Annotated in this window: 15 protein-coding genes and 1 pseudogene; 7 read left to right on the forward strand and 9 right to left on the reverse strand. The window is 74.0% G+C overall.

Annotation, left to right across the window (positions count from 1 at the left end; all coding sequences use genetic code 11):
- Window positions 1-52: 52 nt before the first annotated feature.
- The 5 genes from OG403_RS17955 to OG403_RS17975 all read right to left on the reverse strand — a co-directional run bounded on the left by OG403_RS17955 (window position 53) and on the right by OG403_RS17975 (window position 4,290).
- Window positions 53-1,006 (reverse strand): DMT family transporter, encoded by a 954-nt coding sequence (locus tag OG403_RS17955; protein ID WP_329565588.1) that lies wholly within the window; start codon window positions 1,004-1,006, stop codon window positions 53-55.
- A complete protein-coding gene (gene upp, locus OG403_RS17960; RefSeq protein ID WP_442910931.1) occupies window positions 1,003-1,704 on the reverse strand; it encodes a uracil phosphoribosyltransferase in 702 nt (233 codons plus the stop codon). The genes OG403_RS17955 and upp overlap by 4 nt, the downstream gene beginning before the upstream one ends.
- A gap of 19 nt (window positions 1,705-1,723) precedes the next feature.
- Complete coding sequence (locus OG403_RS17965) at window positions 1,724-2,407, reverse strand: phosphoribosylanthranilate isomerase (protein ID WP_329565592.1); 684 nt, start codon at window positions 2,405-2,407, stop codon at window positions 1,724-1,726.
- A gap of 349 nt (window positions 2,408-2,756) precedes the next feature.
- Window positions 2,757-3,101, reverse strand: coding sequence for a PRC-barrel domain-containing protein (locus tag OG403_RS17970; protein WP_329565594.1), 345 nt, complete (start codon window positions 3,099-3,101; stop codon window positions 2,757-2,759).
- Between the two features lie 235 nt (window positions 3,102-3,336).
- Window positions 3,337-4,290 carry a helix-turn-helix transcriptional regulator gene (locus OG403_RS17975; RefSeq protein WP_329565596.1) on the reverse strand — a complete coding sequence of 318 codons (954 nt, stop codon included), beginning with the start codon at window positions 4,288-4,290 and terminating at the stop codon, window positions 3,337-3,339.
- Between the two features lie 129 nt (window positions 4,291-4,419).
- Between OG403_RS17975 and OG403_RS17980 the strand changes: the two genes are divergently transcribed.
- Complete coding sequence (locus OG403_RS17980) at window positions 4,420-5,226, forward strand: alpha/beta fold hydrolase (protein ID WP_329565598.1); 807 nt, start codon at window positions 4,420-4,422, stop codon at window positions 5,224-5,226.
- Between the two features lie 102 nt (window positions 5,227-5,328).
- Window positions 5,329-8,571 (forward strand): BTAD domain-containing putative transcriptional regulator, encoded by a 3,243-nt coding sequence (locus tag OG403_RS17985; protein WP_329565600.1) that lies wholly within the window; start codon window positions 5,329-5,331, stop codon window positions 8,569-8,571.
- Here the strand turns inward: OG403_RS17985 and OG403_RS17990 are convergent.
- Together OG403_RS17990 and OG403_RS17995 are read right to left on the reverse strand one after the other, a co-directional pair.
- On the reverse strand, window positions 8,555-9,340 hold the full coding sequence (locus OG403_RS17990; RefSeq protein ID WP_329565602.1) for an ABC transporter permease: 786 nt from the start codon (window positions 9,338-9,340) through the stop codon (window positions 8,555-8,557). The two genes, OG403_RS17985 and OG403_RS17990, sit on opposite strands and share 17 nt — an antisense overlap.
- Window positions 9,340-10,326, reverse strand: a complete 987-nt coding sequence (locus tag OG403_RS17995; RefSeq protein ID WP_329565604.1) for an ATP-binding cassette domain-containing protein — start codon at window positions 10,324-10,326, stop codon at window positions 9,340-9,342. The genes OG403_RS17990 and OG403_RS17995 overlap by 1 nt, the downstream gene beginning before the upstream one ends.
- Window positions 10,327-10,669: 343 nt before the next feature.
- Here OG403_RS17995 and OG403_RS18000 point away from each other — a divergent pair, with 343 nt between their 5' ends.
- The 4 genes and pseudogenes from OG403_RS18000 to OG403_RS18015 all read left to right on the forward strand — a co-directional run bounded on the left by OG403_RS18000 (window position 10,670) and on the right by OG403_RS18015 (window position 16,004).
- The gene (locus tag OG403_RS18000) at window positions 10,670-11,239 is read left to right on the forward strand and encodes a cysteine dioxygenase family protein (RefSeq protein WP_329565606.1); all 570 of its coding nucleotides are present in this window, start codon (window positions 10,670-10,672) and stop codon (window positions 11,237-11,239) included.
- A 44-nt stretch (window positions 11,240-11,283) separates the two neighbouring features.
- Window positions 11,284-12,711, forward strand: coding sequence for an FAD/NAD(P)-binding protein (locus tag OG403_RS18005; RefSeq protein ID WP_329565608.1), 1,428 nt, complete (start codon window positions 11,284-11,286; stop codon window positions 12,709-12,711).
- 43 nt (window positions 12,712-12,754) lie between these two features.
- Window positions 12,755-13,426 (forward strand): annotated as a pseudogene (locus tag OG403_RS18010) (SAM-dependent methyltransferase).
- A 124-nt stretch (window positions 13,427-13,550) separates the two neighbouring features.
- On the forward strand, window positions 13,551-16,004 hold the full coding sequence (locus tag OG403_RS18015; protein ID WP_329565610.1) for a helicase-associated domain-containing protein: 2,454 nt from the start codon (window positions 13,551-13,553) through the stop codon (window positions 16,002-16,004).
- 31 nt (window positions 16,005-16,035) lie between these two features.
- Here OG403_RS18015 and OG403_RS18020 read toward each other — a convergent pair whose 3' ends face one another.
- Window positions 16,036-17,442: an amino acid permease gene (locus OG403_RS18020; protein WP_329565612.1), complete on the reverse strand. Its 1,407-nt coding sequence runs from the start codon at window positions 17,440-17,442 to the stop codon at window positions 16,036-16,038.
- Window positions 17,443-17,607: 165 nt separating this feature from the next.
- Window positions 17,608-17,877: a hypothetical protein gene (locus OG403_RS18025; RefSeq protein WP_329565614.1), complete on the reverse strand. Its 270-nt coding sequence runs from the start codon at window positions 17,875-17,877 to the stop codon at window positions 17,608-17,610.
- 127 nt (window positions 17,878-18,004) lie between these two features.
- On the opposite strand from OG403_RS18025, the gene OG403_RS18030 reads away from it, so the two are divergent.
- Window positions 18,005-18,613 (forward strand): HhH-GPD-type base excision DNA repair protein, encoded by a 609-nt coding sequence (locus tag OG403_RS18030; protein ID WP_329565617.1) that lies wholly within the window; start codon window positions 18,005-18,007, stop codon window positions 18,611-18,613.
- Window positions 18,614-18,633: the final 20 nt, after the last annotated feature.

Below are 18,633 nucleotides of genomic sequence, written 5' to 3' on the forward strand. Positions count from 1 at the left end.
CCTCTCTGCTGACGGCTCGACGCCGCCCTGGTCGAACACTTCTGACGGTGCGTCAGCGCGCTGTGCCGGCGGTCGTTCCGTCGGCCGGACTCTCCTGGAGCGCGGCGGGCTCGGCCACGGCCGGCGGCGCGGCGGTCGGCGCGGCCCGGCCCCGGCGCGGCTGGGCGATGACCACCGATCCGATGACGGCGACCCCGCCGAGCAACTGCAGCGGGCCGAGGGACTGGTGCAGGAACAGGTAGCCCAGGACGGTCGCGCACAGCGGTGAGGCGAAGGAGAGGAACGAGGCCGCCAGCGCGGGCAGCCGCGCCAGGCCGCGGAACCACAGGACGTAGGCGATCAGCGCCCCGATGATGCCCAGGTAGGCGAAGCCGCCGATGTTCTTCCAGCTCAGGTGGTCCGGGAAGGGCTCGCTGATCAGGGTGATCGGCAGCAGCAGCAGGCCGCCGACGGTCAGCTGCCAGCCGGTGAAGGCCAGCAGCGAGACACCCTCGGGGCGCCCCCAGCGCTTGACCAGCACGATGCCGGAGGCCATGCAGAGGGCGCCGAGCAGGCCCGCCACGATCCCGATGCCGTCCAGGCTGGCCTTCGGCTCGAGCACCAGCAGCGCGACCCCGGCGGCACCCAGCACGCAGGAGGCGATGTGCTGGCGCATGATCCGCTCGCGCAGCAGCAGCGCACCGAGCAGCAGCACGATCATCGGCTGGATGCTCATGACCAGCGCCGCCACCCCACCGGGCAGGTGGTACGCGGCCAGGAACAGGAAGTAGAAGAACGCGCCGATGTTCAGCACGCCGAGCGCGATCGCGCGCCACCACCAGATGCCCTTCGGCAGCACCCGGGTGATCAGCAGCAGGATCAGCCCGGCCGGCAGCGCCCGCAGCGTGGCGGCCAGCAGCGGCCGGTCGGGCGGCAGGAACTCGGTGGTGATCAGGTAGGTCGACCCCCACACCAGGGGGGCTAGCGCCGTGACGACCGAGGTGGTCGCGAGTCGCTGGTTGCTCATTTCACGGCTCCGGAGTCGGTGGTGCCGAAGAACCGGTCACCGAAGTCACCGATCCCGGGGATCATGAACGCGTGCTCGTTGAGCCGGTCCTCGATGGCGCTGGTGACAACTCGCAGCCGCGGTCGCCGGTCCAGGACGCGGCTCAGGCCCTCGGGCGACGAGAGGAAGTTGACCATGACGATGTTCTCCTCGCGCACGCCCGCCCGCAGCAGCACCTCGACGGCCGCGAGCGCCGACTCACCGGTGGCCAGCATCGGCTCCAGCAGCAGCACCTGGCCCTCGGCGATGTCGTCGGGCAGCAGCTGGTAGTACAGCCGCGGCAGCTTGGTCTGCTTGTCGCGCTGGATGAGGATCTTGCCGATCCGGATACCGGGGTGGATCGCCAGCAGCTCGCCCTCCATCGCCTCGCCGGCCCGGATGACCGGCACCGCGAACACCTTGGTGGCGAACTCCAGCCCGGCATAGGTCGCGCCCACCGGAGTGGTGACCTCGCGCTTGGCGAACGGCAGCAGGTCCAGGGCGGCGTCGAGCAACTGGCGGATGACGCGCCGCGAGTAGAACCGGAAGTCCTCCTGCGTGCACTCCTTGTTCCGGATGATCGTATGCATGACGCGAAGCAGGTCCGTCTGGGGCAGCAGATGGACGTTCTGTTCGGTGCTCACGGCTGAGCCTCCTCGGTGCGGGTCGAGAACGCGCATTGGGGGAAGGTCGATCGGATCAGCCGATCTCGTCGAAGGCGCGACGCGCCTCGGCGATGAACTTGGCGACCTTGGCGCGGTCCTTGCGACCGTCCGGGCCTTCGAGGCCGGTGTGGGAGTCGATGGCGGCGGGCCGCACGGCGCGGATCGCGTCGGCGACGTTCTCCGGGTTCAGGCCGCCCGCCATCATCAGCGGCTTCGGGGAACGGCGCACCAGTTCGGCGGAGACGTTCCAGTCGTGGGTCAGGCCGGTGGCGCCCTTGGCGCCGGTCTTCGGGTCGAAGGTGTCCGTGATGTACATGTCGACGAACGGGTGGGTGTCGTCCACGAGTTGCAGCAGCTCGTCGGCGTTGTCCGCCTTGACCACCAGCGACTTCAGCACGAAGAGCTCGGGACGCAGCTCCTTGAGCCGGCGCAGCTCCCCGGTCGCCACGTCGCCGTGCAACTGAACCGCGACGACGCCGAGTTCGGTGCAGAAGTCGCTGACCTCCTGAGCGTCGGTCAGGTAGCTGATCAGCACACCGGCGTGCGGGGCCTCGAGACCCTTGATGATCGAGGCCGCGTCCTGCTCCGAGATGTCGTCCTTGCCGGACGGCAGGCGCAGCGCGAACCCGATCCAGTCCGCCCCCTCGCCGATGATCATGTCGGCTTCGGCGGCATCGATGATGCCGGCGACCTGAACGAGCTTGTTCACGGTGGTCATGACGATTCCCCAGTCGGTGGACGAAAGACGGCGACTACGGGCAGGCCGAAGCGCACGGTCCCAACGCCCCGAGGTGTCCGATATCGAGAGACTACGGAGGGAAAGCGGCGTTCTCGGCGTCCCGGGCCAACCCCACTCGGACTACGCCACGTTGGCACACGGTGTATCGGTCGGGATGTCCGGACCAGCAGGCCTTTCCGCCGCTCCCCGTCACTGACGGCCCGTCAACCCAGGCTGACGGCAATGCCCCAGGAGCCCCACCACCCCCGAACGGCGGCAGCCGCCCTCGGCGCGCTCGTCCACCGGCGGCGCGCGGCGGAGCCCGGGCTCGGGCTCGGGCTCGGTTCAGTCAGTGACGCTGGTAGTAGTCCTGGACCTGGTCGTGGAAGGCGATGTCACCGGGCGTCCTGCGCGGGTCGTACTGCGGTGACAGCCTGATCTCGTCCTTGGTGCGGTCGACGTACACGATCCGCTCGGCGCGGTCGATGCCGGTGACGGCGTCGGCGGGCACCAGCACGTGGGTACCGAAGGTCCACGGTCCCGTGTTGACCACGAGGTAGCCGGGGCCCACCTCGTCACTCTCCTCGTCGACCTTGCCGAGGTGGCCGTCGGTGGCTTCCACCCGGTAGCCGGTCAGGCGCGGACCGGGTTCGTCGTTCGAAACGAGGCGCTGACGCCGGATGTCCTGGCTCACGGCTGCGGTCCTTCCGATCGTGCTCGCCGACGGTGCGGGCGTCGGCGGGATCGGCGGCGGTGGTGGACGGCCGCGCTGGGCAGCGGCGGAGTCTGGCGGCGCACCATGATCAGGGACCAGCGGGTGGGTTGGCGCGACGCGGTCGGCCACCATCGGGGCCGGGTCGAACCCGACGCCTTCGGCGGATCCAGTTTACTGCGACCGCGCCGGGCCCACCGGAGCTCCGGAAGGCAGCTCAGCGGCCGCTGTGCCCGGCCCGCCAGCGGCTGGGCGACAGTCCGGCCTGGCGCTGGAAGAAGGTGGTGAAGTTGGCGGCGTCCGCGAAACCGACGCGCTCCGCGCAGCGGGCGACCGGCAGATCGGTGTGCGCGAGCAGCCGCTTGGCCTCCAGCAGGATCCGCTGGTCGAGGAACTGCTTGGCGCCCAGACCGGTCGCGGCCCGGGTCGCCCGGGTCAGGGTGCGCCGGTCGTAGCCGAGGATCCGGGCGTAGCCGGTGACCTGGTGGTCCTCGGCGAACCGGTGCTCCACCGCGACCTGGTAGCGGCGGAAGATCTCGTGCTGCTCGGCGTGCCCGGGGTTCCCGGTGCGCTCCGCACCGGCGTGCCCGCCGCCGAGGTGCTCGCCGCCGAGGTGCTCGCCGCCGAGGTGCTCGCCGCCGGCCGGGAGCACCCGCAGCACGAGGGCCGAGAGCAGGTGGGCGAGCAGCGGCGGCGACGCCAGCCGGGGGTCGGCCACGGCGGCGGCATGCTCGCGGCCCAGGTGGTCCGCCGCCAGCAGGCTCAACGCCCAGGCTTCGTCGTCCAGTTGCCAGCAGGCGGGGGCAAAGGCATCGGCCGCCGCCGGCTGCGCCGGCCCCCAGGCGGGCAGGAAACCCGGCTCGAACAGCACCAGCGGTCCGTCCACCCGGTCGACATCGGTCCAGCGGTGCACGACCCCGGGGCGGATCCACACCACACCGCCCGCCCGCAGCGGATGGTCCACGAAGTCGGCCGCGTGGTGCCCGACGCCCGACCGCACCAGGGCCAGCACGTGGAAGTCCGGGCGCTGCGGCCCGGTGCGGCGGCCACCGCGGTCCAGTTGCCGCAGCCGTTCGAAGCTGAGCACCTCGACGCCGAAGCCCGCGCCGGGGGCCGGGGCGTAGCGCAGCTGCCGGACGTCGGAGGGCTGACCGTTTTCCACCAGGATCACGCACCTTTCCACCGTGCTCCGCCCAGAGCCCCAACCGTAGCGTCAGTGCTGTCCCCCGGTCCGCGGAGGGCGAGTCCGTGGCCGCGACGGTCGCACCGGCGCTGCCGGACGGTCCAGTGGGAGATCAGGGTGACGACAGAAACCACAACCGCGCATGTCCGGGTGAGTGGCGGGACGATCGGCGTCAGGCGGCACGGGTGGCGCGGGCCGACGCTGGTGTTCACGCACTACTGGGGCGGCTCCGCGAGCACCTGGGACGCGGTCGCCGAACTGCTGCCGGCCGATCGGGACACGGCCCGCTTCGACCAGCGCGGCTGGGGCTCCTCCCGGCGGCTGCCCGGTCCGTACCACCTCCGGCAGCTCGCCGACGACCTCGTCGACGTGGTCACCGGCCTCGGCCTCGGCAGCTTCGTCCTGGTCGGCCACTCGATGGGCGGCAAGGTGAGCCAGCTCGCCGCGGCCCGGCGCCCGCCCGGCCTGGCCGGGCTGGTGCTGCTGGCCCCCGCGCCACCGCAGCCGCCCGCCACCGTGACCGCCGAATACCGGCACCTGCTCTCGCACGCCTACGATTCGGCCCACAGCGTCGGCCAGTCGCTCGACCAGGCACTGACTGCCGCACCGCTGGCACCGCCCGCCCGGGCCCGGGCCGTGAGCGACAGCCTGGCCGCCACCGACCTCGCCCGCCGGGAGTGGCCGCTGCGCGGCATCGCGGCGGACATCACGGACGCCGCCCGGCTGATCAAAGCACCCGTCCTCGTCCTGGCCGGCGAGCACGACCGGGTCGAACCGGTGCCGGTGCTGCGGCAGCACCTGCTCCCGCACCTGCCGCACGCCCGCCTCGAGATCGTCCCCGGCAGCGGACACCTGCTGCCCCTGGAGGCCCCCGCCGCCGTCGCCACCGCGCTGACGGAGTTCACCGCCGGCCTGCGCCGCTGACGGCACGGCGACGGCCGCCACAGCGACCACAGCCACCACAGCCACCACAGCCACCGCGGAAATGCGGCCACCGCCCCCCTCGCCCGGTAGCACAATGCGATCATGCAGATTGCGTTGTTGGGGTCGCTTGAGGTCCGGGCCGAGGACGGCACCCGCGTCACGGTGGGCGGTGCGCGGCTGCGGACGCTGCTGATCCTGCTGGCCCTGGAGCCGGGCCGGGTGGTCTCCGCCGAGCTGCTGATCGACGGGATCTGGGAGCAGGACCCGCCGCTGGGGGCGGCCAACGCGCTGCAGGCGCTGGTGTCCCGGCTGCGCCGCGGTTTGCCCGGGGTGCCGGTGGAGTCGCATCCGGCCGGGTACCGGCTGGTGATCGAACCGGACGCGGTGGACGCCGTGCGCTTCGAACGGCTGGCCGCCACCGGCCGGTCCGCACTGCCCGAGGACGCCGCGACGGCGGCCCGGGTGCTGCGGGCGGCGCTGGAGCTGTGGCGCGGTCCGGCGCTGCTGGACGTGGCGGGCGTGGACTTCTTCCGCGCGCCCGCGGTCCGGCTGGCGGAGCTGCGGATGGCCGCGCTGGAGGACCGGATCGAGGCGGATCTGCGGCTGGGCCACGGCCGGGACCTGACCGGCGAGTTGAGCTCGCTGGTGGCCGAGTACCCACTGCGCGAGCGGCTGGTCGCCGCGCTGATGCGGGCGCTGGTCGCGGCCGGCCGCTCGGCGGAGGCGCTCACGGTCTACCAGCAGGCGCGCGAGGTCCTCGCCGAGGAGCTCGGCGCCGACCCCTCGGCGGAGCTGTCCGCGCTGCACACCGCCGTGCTGCGGGGCGAGGTCACCCCGGCCCCCGGGCCCGCCGGGGCGGCGCCGGCCGGCGCCCCGACCGCGCCCGAGCAGCCGACCGGACCCACCACCGCCGCCCACCGGCCGCCGACCAACCTGCGGACGGGGCTGGCGAGTTTCGTCGGCCGGGACGAGGACCTCGACCAGGTCGCCCGGCTGGTCGGTGAGCACCGGCTGACCATGCTCACCGGCCCGGGCGGGGCCGGCAAGACCCGGCTGTCGATCGAGGCCGCCCACCGGCTGGTCGAGCGGTTCCCGGACGGTGTCTGGTTGGTGGAGCTGGCACCGGTCACCGACGCCGCCGGCCTGCCGCCGGCCGTGCTGGCCGCACTGGGACTGCGGGAGGCGGGCCAGGCCGGCGTGGAACCGGTGGAGCGGCTGGTCGCGGCGCTGCGCACCCGCCGGCTCCTGCTGGTGCTGGACAACTGCGAACACCTGATCGAGGCAGCCGCCGCACTGGTCGACCGGCTGCTCGGCGAGGGCCCGCAGGTGCGGGTGCTGGCGACCAGCCGGGAGCCGCTCGGCCTCACCGGCGAGGCGCTCTGGCCGGTCCGACCGCTCGCCCTGCCCCCGCAGGACGCGCCGCCGGCCGAGGCACTCGCCTCCCCGGCGGTGCGACTGCTCGGCGACCGGGCGTCCACCGCCAGGTCCGGCTTCACGCTGGACGAGCGGACGCTGCCCGCGGTGCGCCGGATCTGCCAGGCGGTGGACGGCATGCCGCTGGCGATCGAGCTGGCCGCCGCCCGGCTGCGCACCATGACCGTCGAGCAGTTGGCCGCCCGCCTCGACGACCGGTTCCGGCTGCTCACCGGCGGTTCGCGCACCGCGCCGCGCCAGCACCGCACGCTGCGGGCGGTGGTCGACTGGAGCTGGGAACTGCTGGACGAGCCGGAGCGGGCCCTGCTGCGCCGGCTCGCGGCGTTCCCCGGCGGCGCCACGCTGGAGGCCGCCGAGCAGGTCTGCGCCGACGATCCCGGCACCGGCCCGGTCGACCGGGACCAGGTGCTCGACCTGCTCGCCTCGCTGGTCGACAAGTCGCTGCTGGTGTCGACCGAGGACGGCCGCTACCGGATGCTGGAGACCATCAAGGCGTACGGCCTGGAGAAGCTGGAGCAGGCCGGTGAGCGGGAGTCGATCCGCCGGGCCCACTGCGCCTGCTTCACCGAGCTGGCCGAGCGGGCCGAGCCCTACCTGCGCCGGGCCGAGCAGCTGGTGTGGCTGGAACTGCTCGCCGCCGAGCACGACAACCTGACCGCCGCGCTGCGCGGCGCGCTCGCGGCGGGCGACGCCGAGGCGGCGGTGCGGCTCGCGGCGGCGTCCGGCTGGTACTGGTGGCTCGGCGGCCACAAGGCCGAGGGCGCCGAACTGACCGCGCGCGTACTGGCGTTGCCGGGACCGTCCGACGACCGGGCGCGGGCGGTGGCCTGCGCGACCGCCGTCCTGCTGGCCACTGCCGGACTGGGCGACGAGCGCCGGATCGGGGAACTCCTGGACACCGCCAGGGAACTCGCCGAGCGGACCGGCAGCAGCCATCCGCTGGTGCGCTTCATGGCGCCGCTGGACCGGCTGCGGGCGGGGGCCGACGACCTCGACGGGCCGTCCCGGGCTTGGGCGGAACTGCTCACCGACCCGGACCCGTGGGTCTGTGCCTCGGCCCGGCTCGAGGGCGCTCGCGCGCTGGTCAACATCGGGGGGCCGCCGGCCGAGGCGGAGACCCGGATCCGGCAGGCGCTGGCCGGGTTCCGCGCGATCGGGGAGCGCTGGGGCATCTCCTTCGCGCTCGCCGTGCTGGCGGACCTGGTCGCCCGGCGCGGCGACCACCTCGCCGCGCTGGAGCTGCACGAGCAGGCCGATGCCGTGGTGGCCGAGCTCGGGGTGCTGGAGGACCGGCTGTACGCGCGGGGCAAGCAGGCCGAGTTGCGCTGGCTGATCGGTGACCGGGTGGGCAGCGCCTCGGTCATGGCGCGGGCCGAACGGGACGCCCGGAAGGTCCCCTGGTCCGACGCGCTGGCCGGGTTGGCCCACTCCCGGGCCGAACTCGCCCGCTGGGCCGGGCGGACCGGCGCCGCCCGGGCCGAACTGGCCGAGTCGACGGAGCTGGTCCGGGACATCGCCGTGCACCCGGTGTTCCGCGCCATGCTGCTCGACTCGCTGGGGTATCTCGACGCCGCCGAAGGCGACTTGGCCTCGGCCCGGACGCACCGGGCCGAGGCGCTCGGCCTGGCGCTGGAGTCCATGCACGCGCCCACCCTGGGCCAGGTCCTGGTCGGCATCGCGGACCAGGCACTGCGCCAGGGCGGTGCGCGGCAGGCGGCCGGGCTGCTGGCCGCCGCCCGGGCGGTGCGCGGTGGGCCCGACCACTCCCGTCCCGATGCCGCCCGGGTGGAGAACGCGGCGCGCGCCGCGCTCGGCGAGGAGTTCACCGAGGCGGCGCGAGGTGGCGCGGAGCTGTCCCTGGCGGCGTCGGGGGCGGTGCGGGAGCTGGCCGCCGTCACGCTTGACGGTTGAGCAGCCGCTTGGCCCAGAGGTAGCCGACCGCGGTGATGACCAGGCACCAGGCGACCGCGATGATGCCGTTGTCGCCGATCGGACCGCCCATCAGCAACCCGCGGATGGCCTCGATGATCGGGGTGAAGGGCTGGTGCTGGGCGAACCAGCGCAGCCAGCCCGACATCGAGCCGGTGGGCACGAACGCGCTGCCGATGAACGGGAGCAGCGCCAGCGGCATGACGATGTTGCTGGCCCCCTCCGGGCTCTTGCAGAGCGTGCCGAGCGCGACGGCCAACCAGGTCACCGCGAAGGTCAGCAGGGTGATCAGCCCGATCGCGGCGAGCCAGTGCACCGCGTCGGCACTGGGCCGGAAGCCCATCGCCAGTGCCAGTCCGAGCACGATCGCGACGCTGACCATGGTCTGGATCACGCTGCCCAGCACGTGCCCGACCAGGATCGAGGCCCGGGAGATGGCCATCGTCCGGAACCGGGCGATGATGCCCTCGGTCAGGTCGGTGCAGACGGAGACCGCCGTGGACATGGACGCGGAGGTCACGGTCATCAGGATGATGCCGGGCGCCAGGTAGTCGATGTAGGCGCTGCCGTGGCCGACCCCGGTGGCCAGGGCGCCGCCGAGCACGTAGACGAAGAGCAGCAGGAAGATGACCGGGACCATGATGGCGCCCAGCGAGAGCCCGGGGTAGCGCAGCGCGTGCGTCAGCTTGCGCCGCAGCATGGTCGACGAGTCGCGCAGGACGAGGGCGGCGGTGCTGGTGCTGGTGCTCATCAGAGGGCTTCCATTTCCTTGGCGGGCTGCTGGGCGGGGCGGGAGGTTCCGGCCGGCTTGCCGGTGAGGGCGAGGAACACGTCGTCCAGGTCGGGGGTGTGCACGGTCAGGCCGTCGACCTCGATCGCCTCGGCGTCGAGCCGGTCGAGCAGCGAGCGCAGCGACTGCACCCCGCCGTCGCTGGGCACCTGCAGGGTGAGCGCGTCCTGGTCGCGGGTCACCTCGCCGAACGAGCGCCCCGCCCGCTCGAAGGCGCCCGGGTCGGTGAACCGCAGGCTGATGTGCCCGCCCGGGACCAGCCGCTTGAGCTCGTGCGCGGTGCCCTCGGCGACCAGCCGTCCGCCGTCCAGCACCGCGATCCGGTCCGCGAGTTGGTCCGCCTCCTCGAGGTACTGGGTGGTCAGGAAGATAGTCACCCCGTCGGCCACCAGATCGCGGATGATCTGCCACATCGCGCGCCGGCTGCGCGGGTCGAGACCGGTGGTCGGCTCGTCCAGGAAGATGATCCGCGGGCCGCCCACCAGGGTCATCGCCAGGTCCAGGCGCCGCAGCATCCCGCCGGAGAAGGTGGCCGCCGGCTTCCTGGCCACGTCGACCAGGTCGAAGCCGGCCAGGAGTTCGGCCGTCCGCCGGCGCCCCTCGGCCTTGCCCAGGTGGCGCAGATCGGCCATCAGCCGCAGGTTCTCCTCGGCCGTCAGCAACTTGTCCACCGCCGAGAACTGACCCGTGACCCCGATCGCCGCCCGGACCGCGTCCGGCTCGCCCGCCAGATCGTGCCCGGCGATCCGCACCTGGCCGCTGTCCGGCCGCACCAGGGTGGAGAGGATCTGCACCGTGGTGGTCTTGCCGGCCCCGTTCGGCCCGAGCAGCGAGAAGATCGTGCCCGCCGGGACGTTGAGATCGACACCGTCAAGGACGGTCTTCTCGCCGTACGACTTGCGCAGCCCCCTGGCCACGATCGCCGACTGCTCCGACTCTGTCATCATGTCCGCCTGTCCGTCTGTCCGTTGGTCGCTTCCTGCTGACCTGGTCACCATGGCCGGACCGGCTGACAGCCCCTGGAGGGACCGCTGACAGCTCGCTGACACGGCGGTCCGCGCCGGCCACCGGCGCGGGCGAGCACCCGATGGGCGGGCAGTGGGGCCGCACGCCCCGGTTCACCACCCCAACTTCTGCTTATGTTCCAGCCCCACTGACTCTCCGTCAGCGCACGGCCACCGGCCCGTGACCGTCGGCGCCGCCGGGCCGCGAGGATCCATAAGCCCCGCTTTGCCTTGGGTCGGTAACTGTCGTTGGACATGACAGTGCGCCCGGGTCGAAGTTGGCAGCATGACGTCTTCCATCGCGTCCGGCACGGTTGTCGCCCGGGTCACCGCGCCGATCGACGAGCTCATCGTCGCGGCCCGCGAGGTCATCCACCGCGGCCTGCCGCCGGAGCTGACCGCCCACCTGGTCGGCGAGCTGATCGCCCCGCTGCTCGGGACCTCCGGCCTGCTCACCGCCGAGCAGTGCGAGGGCTACCCCGACCGGTACCGCCAGCACGTGCTGCACGCCGAGGCCGACGGCAGCTTCTCGATCGTCGCGCTGGTCTGGCTGCCGGGCCAGCAGACCTCGATCCACGACCACGTCTCCTGGTGCGTCACCGGCGTGCACCAGGGGCAGGAGCACGAGCGCCGCTACCGGCTGATGACCGACGGGCGGACCTCCCGGCTGATCCCGACCGAGCACGTGGTGAACCCCACCGGCGCGATCGCCGCCTTCGCGCCGCCCGGCGACATCCACCGGGTGCGCAACGCCGGTGCGGCCAAGGCGATCTCCATCCATGTCTACGGCGCGGACATCGCCCGCCTGGGGACCAGCATCCGGCGGACCTACCGCGATCCCGAGGGCGAGCAGTGAGCGCCCGGGGGGCGGACCGCCACTCGGAAAGGAACGGTCTCCTCGTGAGCCGCAGCAGTACTGTCCAGCACATCGCCGTGGTCGGCGCGGGAGCCGCCGGCACCCTGACGGCGACCCGGCTGCTCCGGCACGCCGCCGCGGAGCACCGGACAGGGTTGCGGATCTGGCTGATCGACCCCGCGCCCGCCGGTCGCGGACTCGCCTTCGGCACCGAGCAGCCGCACCACCTGCTGAACGTCCCGGCCGGGCGGATGAGCGCGCACCGGGACGACCCGGGCCACCTGGTCCGCTGGCTGGCCGAACACGGCGAGCGCGGCACCTGCGGCGAGCTCTACGGCGAGCACGACTTCATCCCCCGGGGCCGGTACGGCCGCTACCTCGCCGACTGCCTCGACGCCGCCGGCCGGCTCGACGGCGCCCCCGACCTGGTCCGCCTGCACGACCGCGTGGTCGGCATCGCCCGCCAGTCGGACCCGGCCGCCGCACCGCTGCGCCTGCGGCTCGGCAGCGGGCAGTGGCTCGACTTCGACGCCGTGGTGCTGGCCCTGGGCAACTTCGCACCGGGCCAGGGCTGGGCACCGCCGGAGCTGCGCGCGGCGGCCGGCTACCTGCCCGACCCGTGGGCACCCGGCGCGCTGGAGCGGGTTCCCGAGGACCGCGACGTGCTGCTCGTCGGCACCGGCCTGACCATGGTGGACATGGCGCTCAGCCTGCGGCGCCCCGGCCGGGTCGTGCACGCCCTGTCGCGCAACGGGCTGGTCCCCCAGCCGCACGCCGACGCACCGCTGGTCGTCCCCCCGGCACCCGACATCGACGCCTCCTCGGGCCTCGACGCGCTGCGCCGGGCGGTGCTGCGGCAGATCTCCTCCTGCCGGCGCGAGTACGGCGACTGGCGGACGGGCGTGGACAGCCTTCGTCCCCTCACGATCGCCCTGTGGCAGCAGCTCTCCACCGCCGACCAGGCCCGACTGCTCGGCCGGGACCTGCGGCTCTGGGAGACCCACCGCCACCGGATCCCGCCGGTCAGCGCCGCCGCCCTGCGCGGCGCCGTCGACGCGGGCCTGGTCAGCCTCGGCCGCGGGACGGTGGCCGAGGCGCTCAGCACCGCGGACGGCATCGAGGTCCGGCTGGACAGCGGAGCGCGGCAGCGGTTCGGTGCCGTGCTGAACTGCACCGGCTCGCAGGCCGACCTGGCCCGGGTCGACGACCCGCTGATCGCCGACCTGCTCGCGGGCGGCCTGGGTTCCCTCGCCCCCGTCGGCGGCGGCTTCGACACCACCGCCGCCGGCCGGCTCCGCCCGGCGGCCGACCACGTCGCCGCACCGCTCTGGACGCTGGGCTCACTGCGCCGCGGCAACCTGCTGGAGACCACCGCCATCCCCGAGATCCGCTGCCAGGCCGACGACCTCGCACGGCTGCTGCTGGACCACAGCCGGCTGGAACCGCAGGGCGCCGCCGCACCGCGGCGCTGAGGCCGGTGGCTGCCGCGCGACCACGCGGGCCGGGAGCGCCCCGGTGGCCGGCTGGGACTTCTCCTGGCCGGCTGGCCGGGCTGGCCGGGCTGGCCGGGCTGGCCACCGAAGCGCGCCCGTCCTGGGGCTGCTCGGCGAGCGGATGGCGAGCGGATGGCGAGCGCCCGGGCTGCGCTGGACCTGCGGACCGGCGGCGGCGAGGTGCTCGCCGGGGCCTCGGCGCGGGCACCGCTGACGGTGGCCACCGAGGGCTGGCCGCCGAACATCGCGCGGGCGACCCGGCTGCCGCACCCTCCCCCAGCCTTCGGCCGGGGGTGCCCCCATGGCCTTCGACCTGGTGGTCAGCCGGCACCCGGTGACCGTCTGGTGGACGGAGATCGCACGGGTGCTGCGGCCCGGCGGCCGCTACTTCTCCCAGCAGGTCGGCCCGGCCGGCGTGTTCGAGCCGGTCGAGTTCTTCCTCGGCCCGCAGCCCGAGGCGGCCGGACTGCGGGTGGTCGACCTGCGCGCGGAGTCGCTGCGCACCGAGTTCTTCGACATCGGCGCGGTGGTGTACTTCCTGCGCAAGGTGATCTGGATGGTGCCGGACTTCACCGTCGACCCCCGGGTGAGGCGCGTGCGGCCGGCCCCGGGCGCGCGCCGAACGCGCGAACTCCCCTGCCCCCGGCCGATCTCGGCGAACGGCCTCCGGCGATCACACCGCGCACTAGACTGACGCACAGTCACACCACCGTCGCAGCCCGCGAGTGGCGCCACACGGCACCACGGGCGCGGGCCACCTGCACCCAGCGAGGTGAGCCGTCATCACCGAGTCACCACACGCCGAGCTGACCGCCTGGTTGCGCGGCCTCGACGCGGACCGGCTCTACCGCCTGCTGCGCGCCCGGCCGGACGCCACCGGCGTGCCCGAGCCCGCGCGCCCGGCCGAGCTGGCCGAGCGGCTGGCCCGCCCCGGCGCGGTCACCGCGGTGCTGCGCCGGCTGCCGCTGCCCTGCCTGCAGACCGCCGAGGCGCTGGTCGCCCTCGGTCCGCCGGCCGACCGGGCCGCGCTGGCCCGGCTGCTCGACGCCCGGGAGGGTGAGCGGGCCGCCGGGCTGGACACCGCCCTGCAGGCACTGGCCGGCCAGGCGCTGGTCTGGCCGGACGCGCACGGGCGGCTGACCTGCGTGCCCGCGCTGCGGCAGGTCTGGCCCAGCGCGCTCGGGCTGGACGCGCCGCTGGCCGAGCTGCTGGCCGACGCCACCTCCGAGGAGTTGCGCGCCATGCTGGCCCTGCTGCGGCTGCGGGTACCGGCCACCAAGCAGCAGCGATTGGCCACCCTCACCGAGCGGTTCGCCGACCACGCCTGGCTGACCGCCGTGGTGGCCGGCGCCCCGCCGGGGATCGGCCGGCTGCTGGAGGAGAGCGCGCGCTCCGCGGTGACCCGCCAGGCGCTGGTGGTCTCCGCCTCCGGGGAGGCCGGCCGGGCGGCGCGCTGGGCACGCGAGCGCGGGCTGCTGGTCCGGGCCCACCACGGCTACGGGTCGGCCCGGATGCCCGCCGAGGTGACGCTGGCGCTGCGCGGCCCGGCCTGGCACGCCCCGTTCGACCCGCGCCCGCCGGAGCCGGAGCTGGTCGAGGTCGGCGCGGCTGAGGTGGAGCGCGAGGCGGTCTCGGCCGCGACGACCTTCGGTTCGCAGGCCGCCTCGGTGCTCGCCGAGTGCGCGGCCCGTCCGGCGGCGCTGCTGAAGACCGGTGGGGTCGGGCCGCGCGAGCTGGGCCGGATCGGGCGGCAGGCGCAGTGCACCGAGCCGGTGGTGCGCCTGGTCCTGGAGAGCGCCGCCGCGGCCGGGCTGCTGACCGGCGCGGCCGACCCCGGGCCGGGCCGGACGAGCGGCAAGGGCCCCGCCCGACGGGTGGTCGCCCCGAGCCGGCAGGCACCCGTCGATCCGGAGGCGGGCGGCGGCCGGCTGCTGGTCACCCCGGCGTACGACGGATGGGCCGAGCTGGACCCGGCCCGCCAACTGGTCGAGCTGGCACTGGCCTGGTGGGCGCTGCCGTTCACCCCGACCGCGACCCAGGACCGCGACGGCAAGGCCTGGCCGGCGCTGATCAGCCGTCCACCGAGCCCGAGTTGCCGGCACGCCCGGCGCGGGGTGCTCACCGCGGCCGGTCGGGTGCCGGCCGGCCAGGGTGCGGCCCGCACTTCCGGGCTGGGTCGGCTGGCCGCCTGGCACCGCCCGCTGGCCGACCAACTGCCGCAGGACAGCACGCCGTTCGCCAGCGTGATCCGGGAGGCCGAGCTGCTCGGCCTGGTGGCGCGCGGGACGCTCTCCCCGCTCGGTGCCGCGCTCGCCGCGCAGTCCCCGGAGCAGCCGACCGCGCTGCTGGACCGCGCCGTGCGGCTGCTCCCGGCCGCGACCGCGCAGGCCAGGCTGGGCACCGATCTGACGGCGGTGGTGACCGGCCCGCCGACCGGCCGACTGGCCGCCCTACTGGACACGGCCGCCGACCTGGAGACCCGGGGCACCGCCTCGGTCTGGCGGTTCACCCCCGGCAGCATCCGCCGCGCGCTGGACGCCGGGCAGAGCCCGGAGCAGCTCACCGCCGAGCTGACCGCGGTCTGCGTGGGCACCGGCGAGGAGCGGCAACTCCCGCAGCCGCTGGCCTACCTGATCAGCGACACCGCCCGTCGGCACGGTCGGGTCCGGGTCACCGCCCCCGGCTGCGTGCTGCACGGCCCCGACCCCGGCCTGCTCGCCGAACTGGCCGCGCACCGCAGGCTGGCCGCCCTGCGGCTGCGGCTGCTGGCGCCGACCGTGCTGGTGAGCGCGGCGGGCCCGGAGCAGACCCTGGACGCGCTGCGCGCCGAGGGCTACGCGCCGGTGGCGGAGGCGGTCGACGGCACGGTCCGGGTCGAGCGCACCGGCGCCGACCGGACCCCGCCCCTCCCCGCCCAGCGCCAGGCACCGCCGCGGCCCACCCGGACACCGCCCTCGGCCGCCGAGCTGCGCGCGCTCGCCGGCCGGCTGCTGGCCGCGGCCCGGGCACCGGGCGCGGACGAACCTGCGGTGGACCCGCGGACCGAGGAGGCGCTGGCCGACCGCGCGCAGCTGCTGACGCCCTCGGCGATCCGCCGGCTGGCCCGCGCGCTGCAGGCCGACCGCTCGGTCACCATCACCTACCTGACCCTCGACGGCGACCTGACCGTGCGCACGCTGAGCGGCCTGGAGTTCGACCCGCCCTTCCTCTACGCCGCCGACGGCCAGGAGGAGTACGCCCTCGCCCGGATCCAGGACGTCCAGCCGGCCTGAGCCCGACCCGGCCCCGGGAGGCGGCCCGGCCTCAGGAAGCCCGAGCCGCCGACCGCCGCCGGACCTCCACCACCCGGGCCGCCACCAGCACCACCGCGGCGGCCACCAGCGAGAGGATCATCTGGATCCGGCCGTCGTGGTCGGTGAACATGTAGCCCACCACGAAGACGATCAGCCCGATCGTCGCCCAGGTCAGGTACGGGAAGAGCCACATCCGCACGGTCAGCCGCTCGGGCATCTCGCGCTCGATGATCCCGCGCATCCGCAGCTGGGTGCAGCAGATCACCAGCCAGACGAAGAGCGCCACCGCGCCCGAGGAGTTCAGCAGGAACTGGAAGACGGTGTTCGGCGAGGTGTAGTTGAAGAAGACCGCGACGAAGCCGAAGACCACCGAGGCGAGGATCGCGGTGCGCGGCACCCCGCGCCCGGTCACCTTGGCGAAGGCGGCCGGCGCGTCACCGCGCTGCCCGAGCGAGAAGGCCATCCGGGAGGCGGTGTACATCCCGGAGTTGAGGCAGGAGAGCACGGCCGTCAGCACGATCACGTTCATCACCTGGCCCGCGCCCGGGATCCCCACGTGCTCCAGCACCGCGACGTACGGACTGCCCTTGACCGAGGCCGAGTTCCACGGAAGCAGGGTGACCACGATGGCGATCGAGCCGAGGTAGAAGACCCCGATCCGCCAGATCACGCTGTTGGTCGCCTTGCTGACCGCCCGCTCCGGGTCCGCCGACTCGCCCGCCGCCAGCGTGACGATCTCGCTGCCCATGAAGGCGAAGACCACCGTCAGCATGCCGGTGAAGACCGCGCCCACGCCGTGCGGCAGGAAACCACCGTGCCCGAACAGGTTGCTGGTGCCGACCGCGTGGGTGCTCGGCAGCAGCCCGAAGATCGCGAGCAGACCGATGCCGATGAACGCGACGATCGCGACCACCTTGATCCCGGCGAACCAGAATTCGAACTCGCCGTAGGAGGCCACCGAGAAGAGGTTGGTCGCCGTCAGCACCGCCATCACCAGCAGCGCGAACGCCCACTGCGGCACCGAGGGCAGCCAGCCGTTGAGGATCTTCGCGCCGGCGGTGGCCTCGACCGCCAGTACCACCACCCAGAAGAACCAGTACAACCACCCGATCGTGAAACCCGCCCAGCGCCCGAGCGCCTTGTCCGCGTAGGCGGAGAACGAGCCGCTCTGCGGGTCGGCGGCGGCCATCTCGCCCAGCATCCGCATCACCATCACCACCAGCACACCGGCCAGCGCGTAGGAGAGCAGAATGCCCGGGCCGGTCGTCGCGATGCCCGCGCCGGAGCCGACGAACAGGCCGGCGCCGATCACGCCACCGATGGCGATCATGGACAGGTGACGGTTCTTCAGGCCGGCCTGCAGCCCGCTGCCGTCCGCTCGCTGCGGGGCCGAGGTTTTGGAGGTATCCGTGGTCATGGCTGGTTTCGCTGCCTCTCCTGCGCGGTGGGAAGAATCCGCGCAATGCCAGGCAACGTAACCCGCGACGAAAATTCTGGTAACCCTCTCCGACCATTCTCACTCATTATTTGAGGATGATCTGAGGATTATCCCGAGTTACTGACCCGTCATCAGAATGCGGGTTTATCGGCTCGCGGCCGGCCGGCGGCCGTGCTCCTCCCAGGCCGCCGCCAGCCGGTCGACCGCGGCCTCCAGGATGTCCGGCGCCTCGGCGAAGGAGAGCCGCACCCCGTGGTGGTGCCGCCCGTCCACGCACGCGGCCGCGCCCGGCGCGACCAGCACCCCGTAGCGGGTGGCGGCCAGCGCCTCGGCGATCCGCCGGTAGCCGGGGCCCGGGCGAAGCTGCCAGCCGTCCAGCACGATCCGGGTCCACCAGCCGAGGTCCTGGTCCATTCGCTCAGATTGGCACCGCCCGCACCGGCCGACAAGGTCCACGCCGCACCCCGCCCCCACCCTCGACGCGCGCCCCCGGCCCGGCGTGTTGCGCGACTGGCACAGCGCCACCCTCGACCATGGAGCCATGCCCGTCTCCCTGCACCTCGCCCAGCAACCTGACGCCGACGCGCTGCTCAGCCGCAGCCCACTGGCCGCCCTGGTGGGCATGCTCCTTGATCAACAAGTGCCGATGGAGTGGGCCTTCACCGGCCCGCTGACCATCACCCAGCGGCTCGGCACCGACGACCTGGACGCCCACCAGATCGCCCGCCACGACCCCGACGCCTTCGCCGCACTGCTCTCCGAGAAGCCCGCCGTGCACCGCTACCCGGGCTCGATGGCCAAGCGGGTGCAGCAGCTGTGCCAGTACCTGGTCGAGCACTACGACGGTGACGCGGCGGCCGTCTGGCGGGACGCGGCCGACGGCAAGGAACTGCTGGCCCGGCTGAGCGCGCTGCCCGGCTTCGGCACCCAGAAGTCGCAGATCTTCCTCGCGCTGCTGGGCAAGCAGTTCGGCGTCCACCCGGACGGCTGGCGCGAGGCCGCCGGACCCTACGGCGAGGCCGGCTGCCACCGCTCGGTGGCGGACATCACCGGCCCCGACTCACTCGTCCAGGTCCGCGCCTACAAGCAGCAGGCCAAGCAGGCGGCGAAGGCGAAGAGAGCGACGAAGGCCGCCGGGCCGGCGAAGTGATCCACCGGCCCGGCGGCCTG

The organism is Kitasatospora sp. NBC_01266 (genome assembly GCF_036242395.1).
Lineage (GTDB): Bacteria > Actinomycetota > Actinomycetes > Streptomycetales > Streptomycetaceae > Kitasatospora.

Excerpts from the sequence above, each read along its gene's own strand:
- OG403_RS17965 (WP_329565592.1), bottom strand. The coding sequence starts at position 2,407 with ATGACCACCGTGAACAAGCTCGTTCAGGTCGCCGGCATCATCGATGCC.
- upp (WP_442910931.1), bottom strand. The coding sequence starts at position 1,704 with ATGCGCGTTCTCGACCCGCACCGAGGAGGCTCAGCCGTGAGCACCGAA.
- OG403_RS18020 (WP_329565612.1), bottom strand. The coding sequence starts at position 17,442 with ATGACCACGGATACCTCCAAAACCTCGGCCCCGCAGCGAGCGGACGGC.
- OG403_RS17955 (WP_329565588.1), bottom strand. The coding sequence starts at position 1,006 with ATGAGCAACCAGCGACTCGCGACCACCTCGGTCGTCACGGCGCTAGCC.
- OG403_RS17995 (WP_329565604.1), bottom strand. The coding sequence starts at position 10,326 with ATGATGACAGAGTCGGAGCAGTCGGCGATCGTGGCCAGGGGGCTGCGC.
- OG403_RS18000 (WP_329565606.1), top strand. The coding sequence starts at position 10,670 with ATGACGTCTTCCATCGCGTCCGGCACGGTTGTCGCCCGGGTCACCGCG.
- OG403_RS18030 (WP_329565617.1), top strand. The coding sequence starts at position 18,005 with ATGCCCGTCTCCCTGCACCTCGCCCAGCAACCTGACGCCGACGCGCTG.
- OG403_RS17990 (WP_329565602.1), bottom strand. The coding sequence starts at position 9,340 with ATGAGCACCAGCACCAGCACCGCCGCCCTCGTCCTGCGCGACTCGTCG.
- OG403_RS18025 (WP_329565614.1), bottom strand. The coding sequence starts at position 17,877 with ATGGACCAGGACCTCGGCTGGTGGACCCGGATCGTGCTGGACGGCTGG.
- OG403_RS17985 (WP_329565600.1), top strand. The coding sequence starts at position 5,329 with ATGCAGATTGCGTTGTTGGGGTCGCTTGAGGTCCGGGCCGAGGACGGC.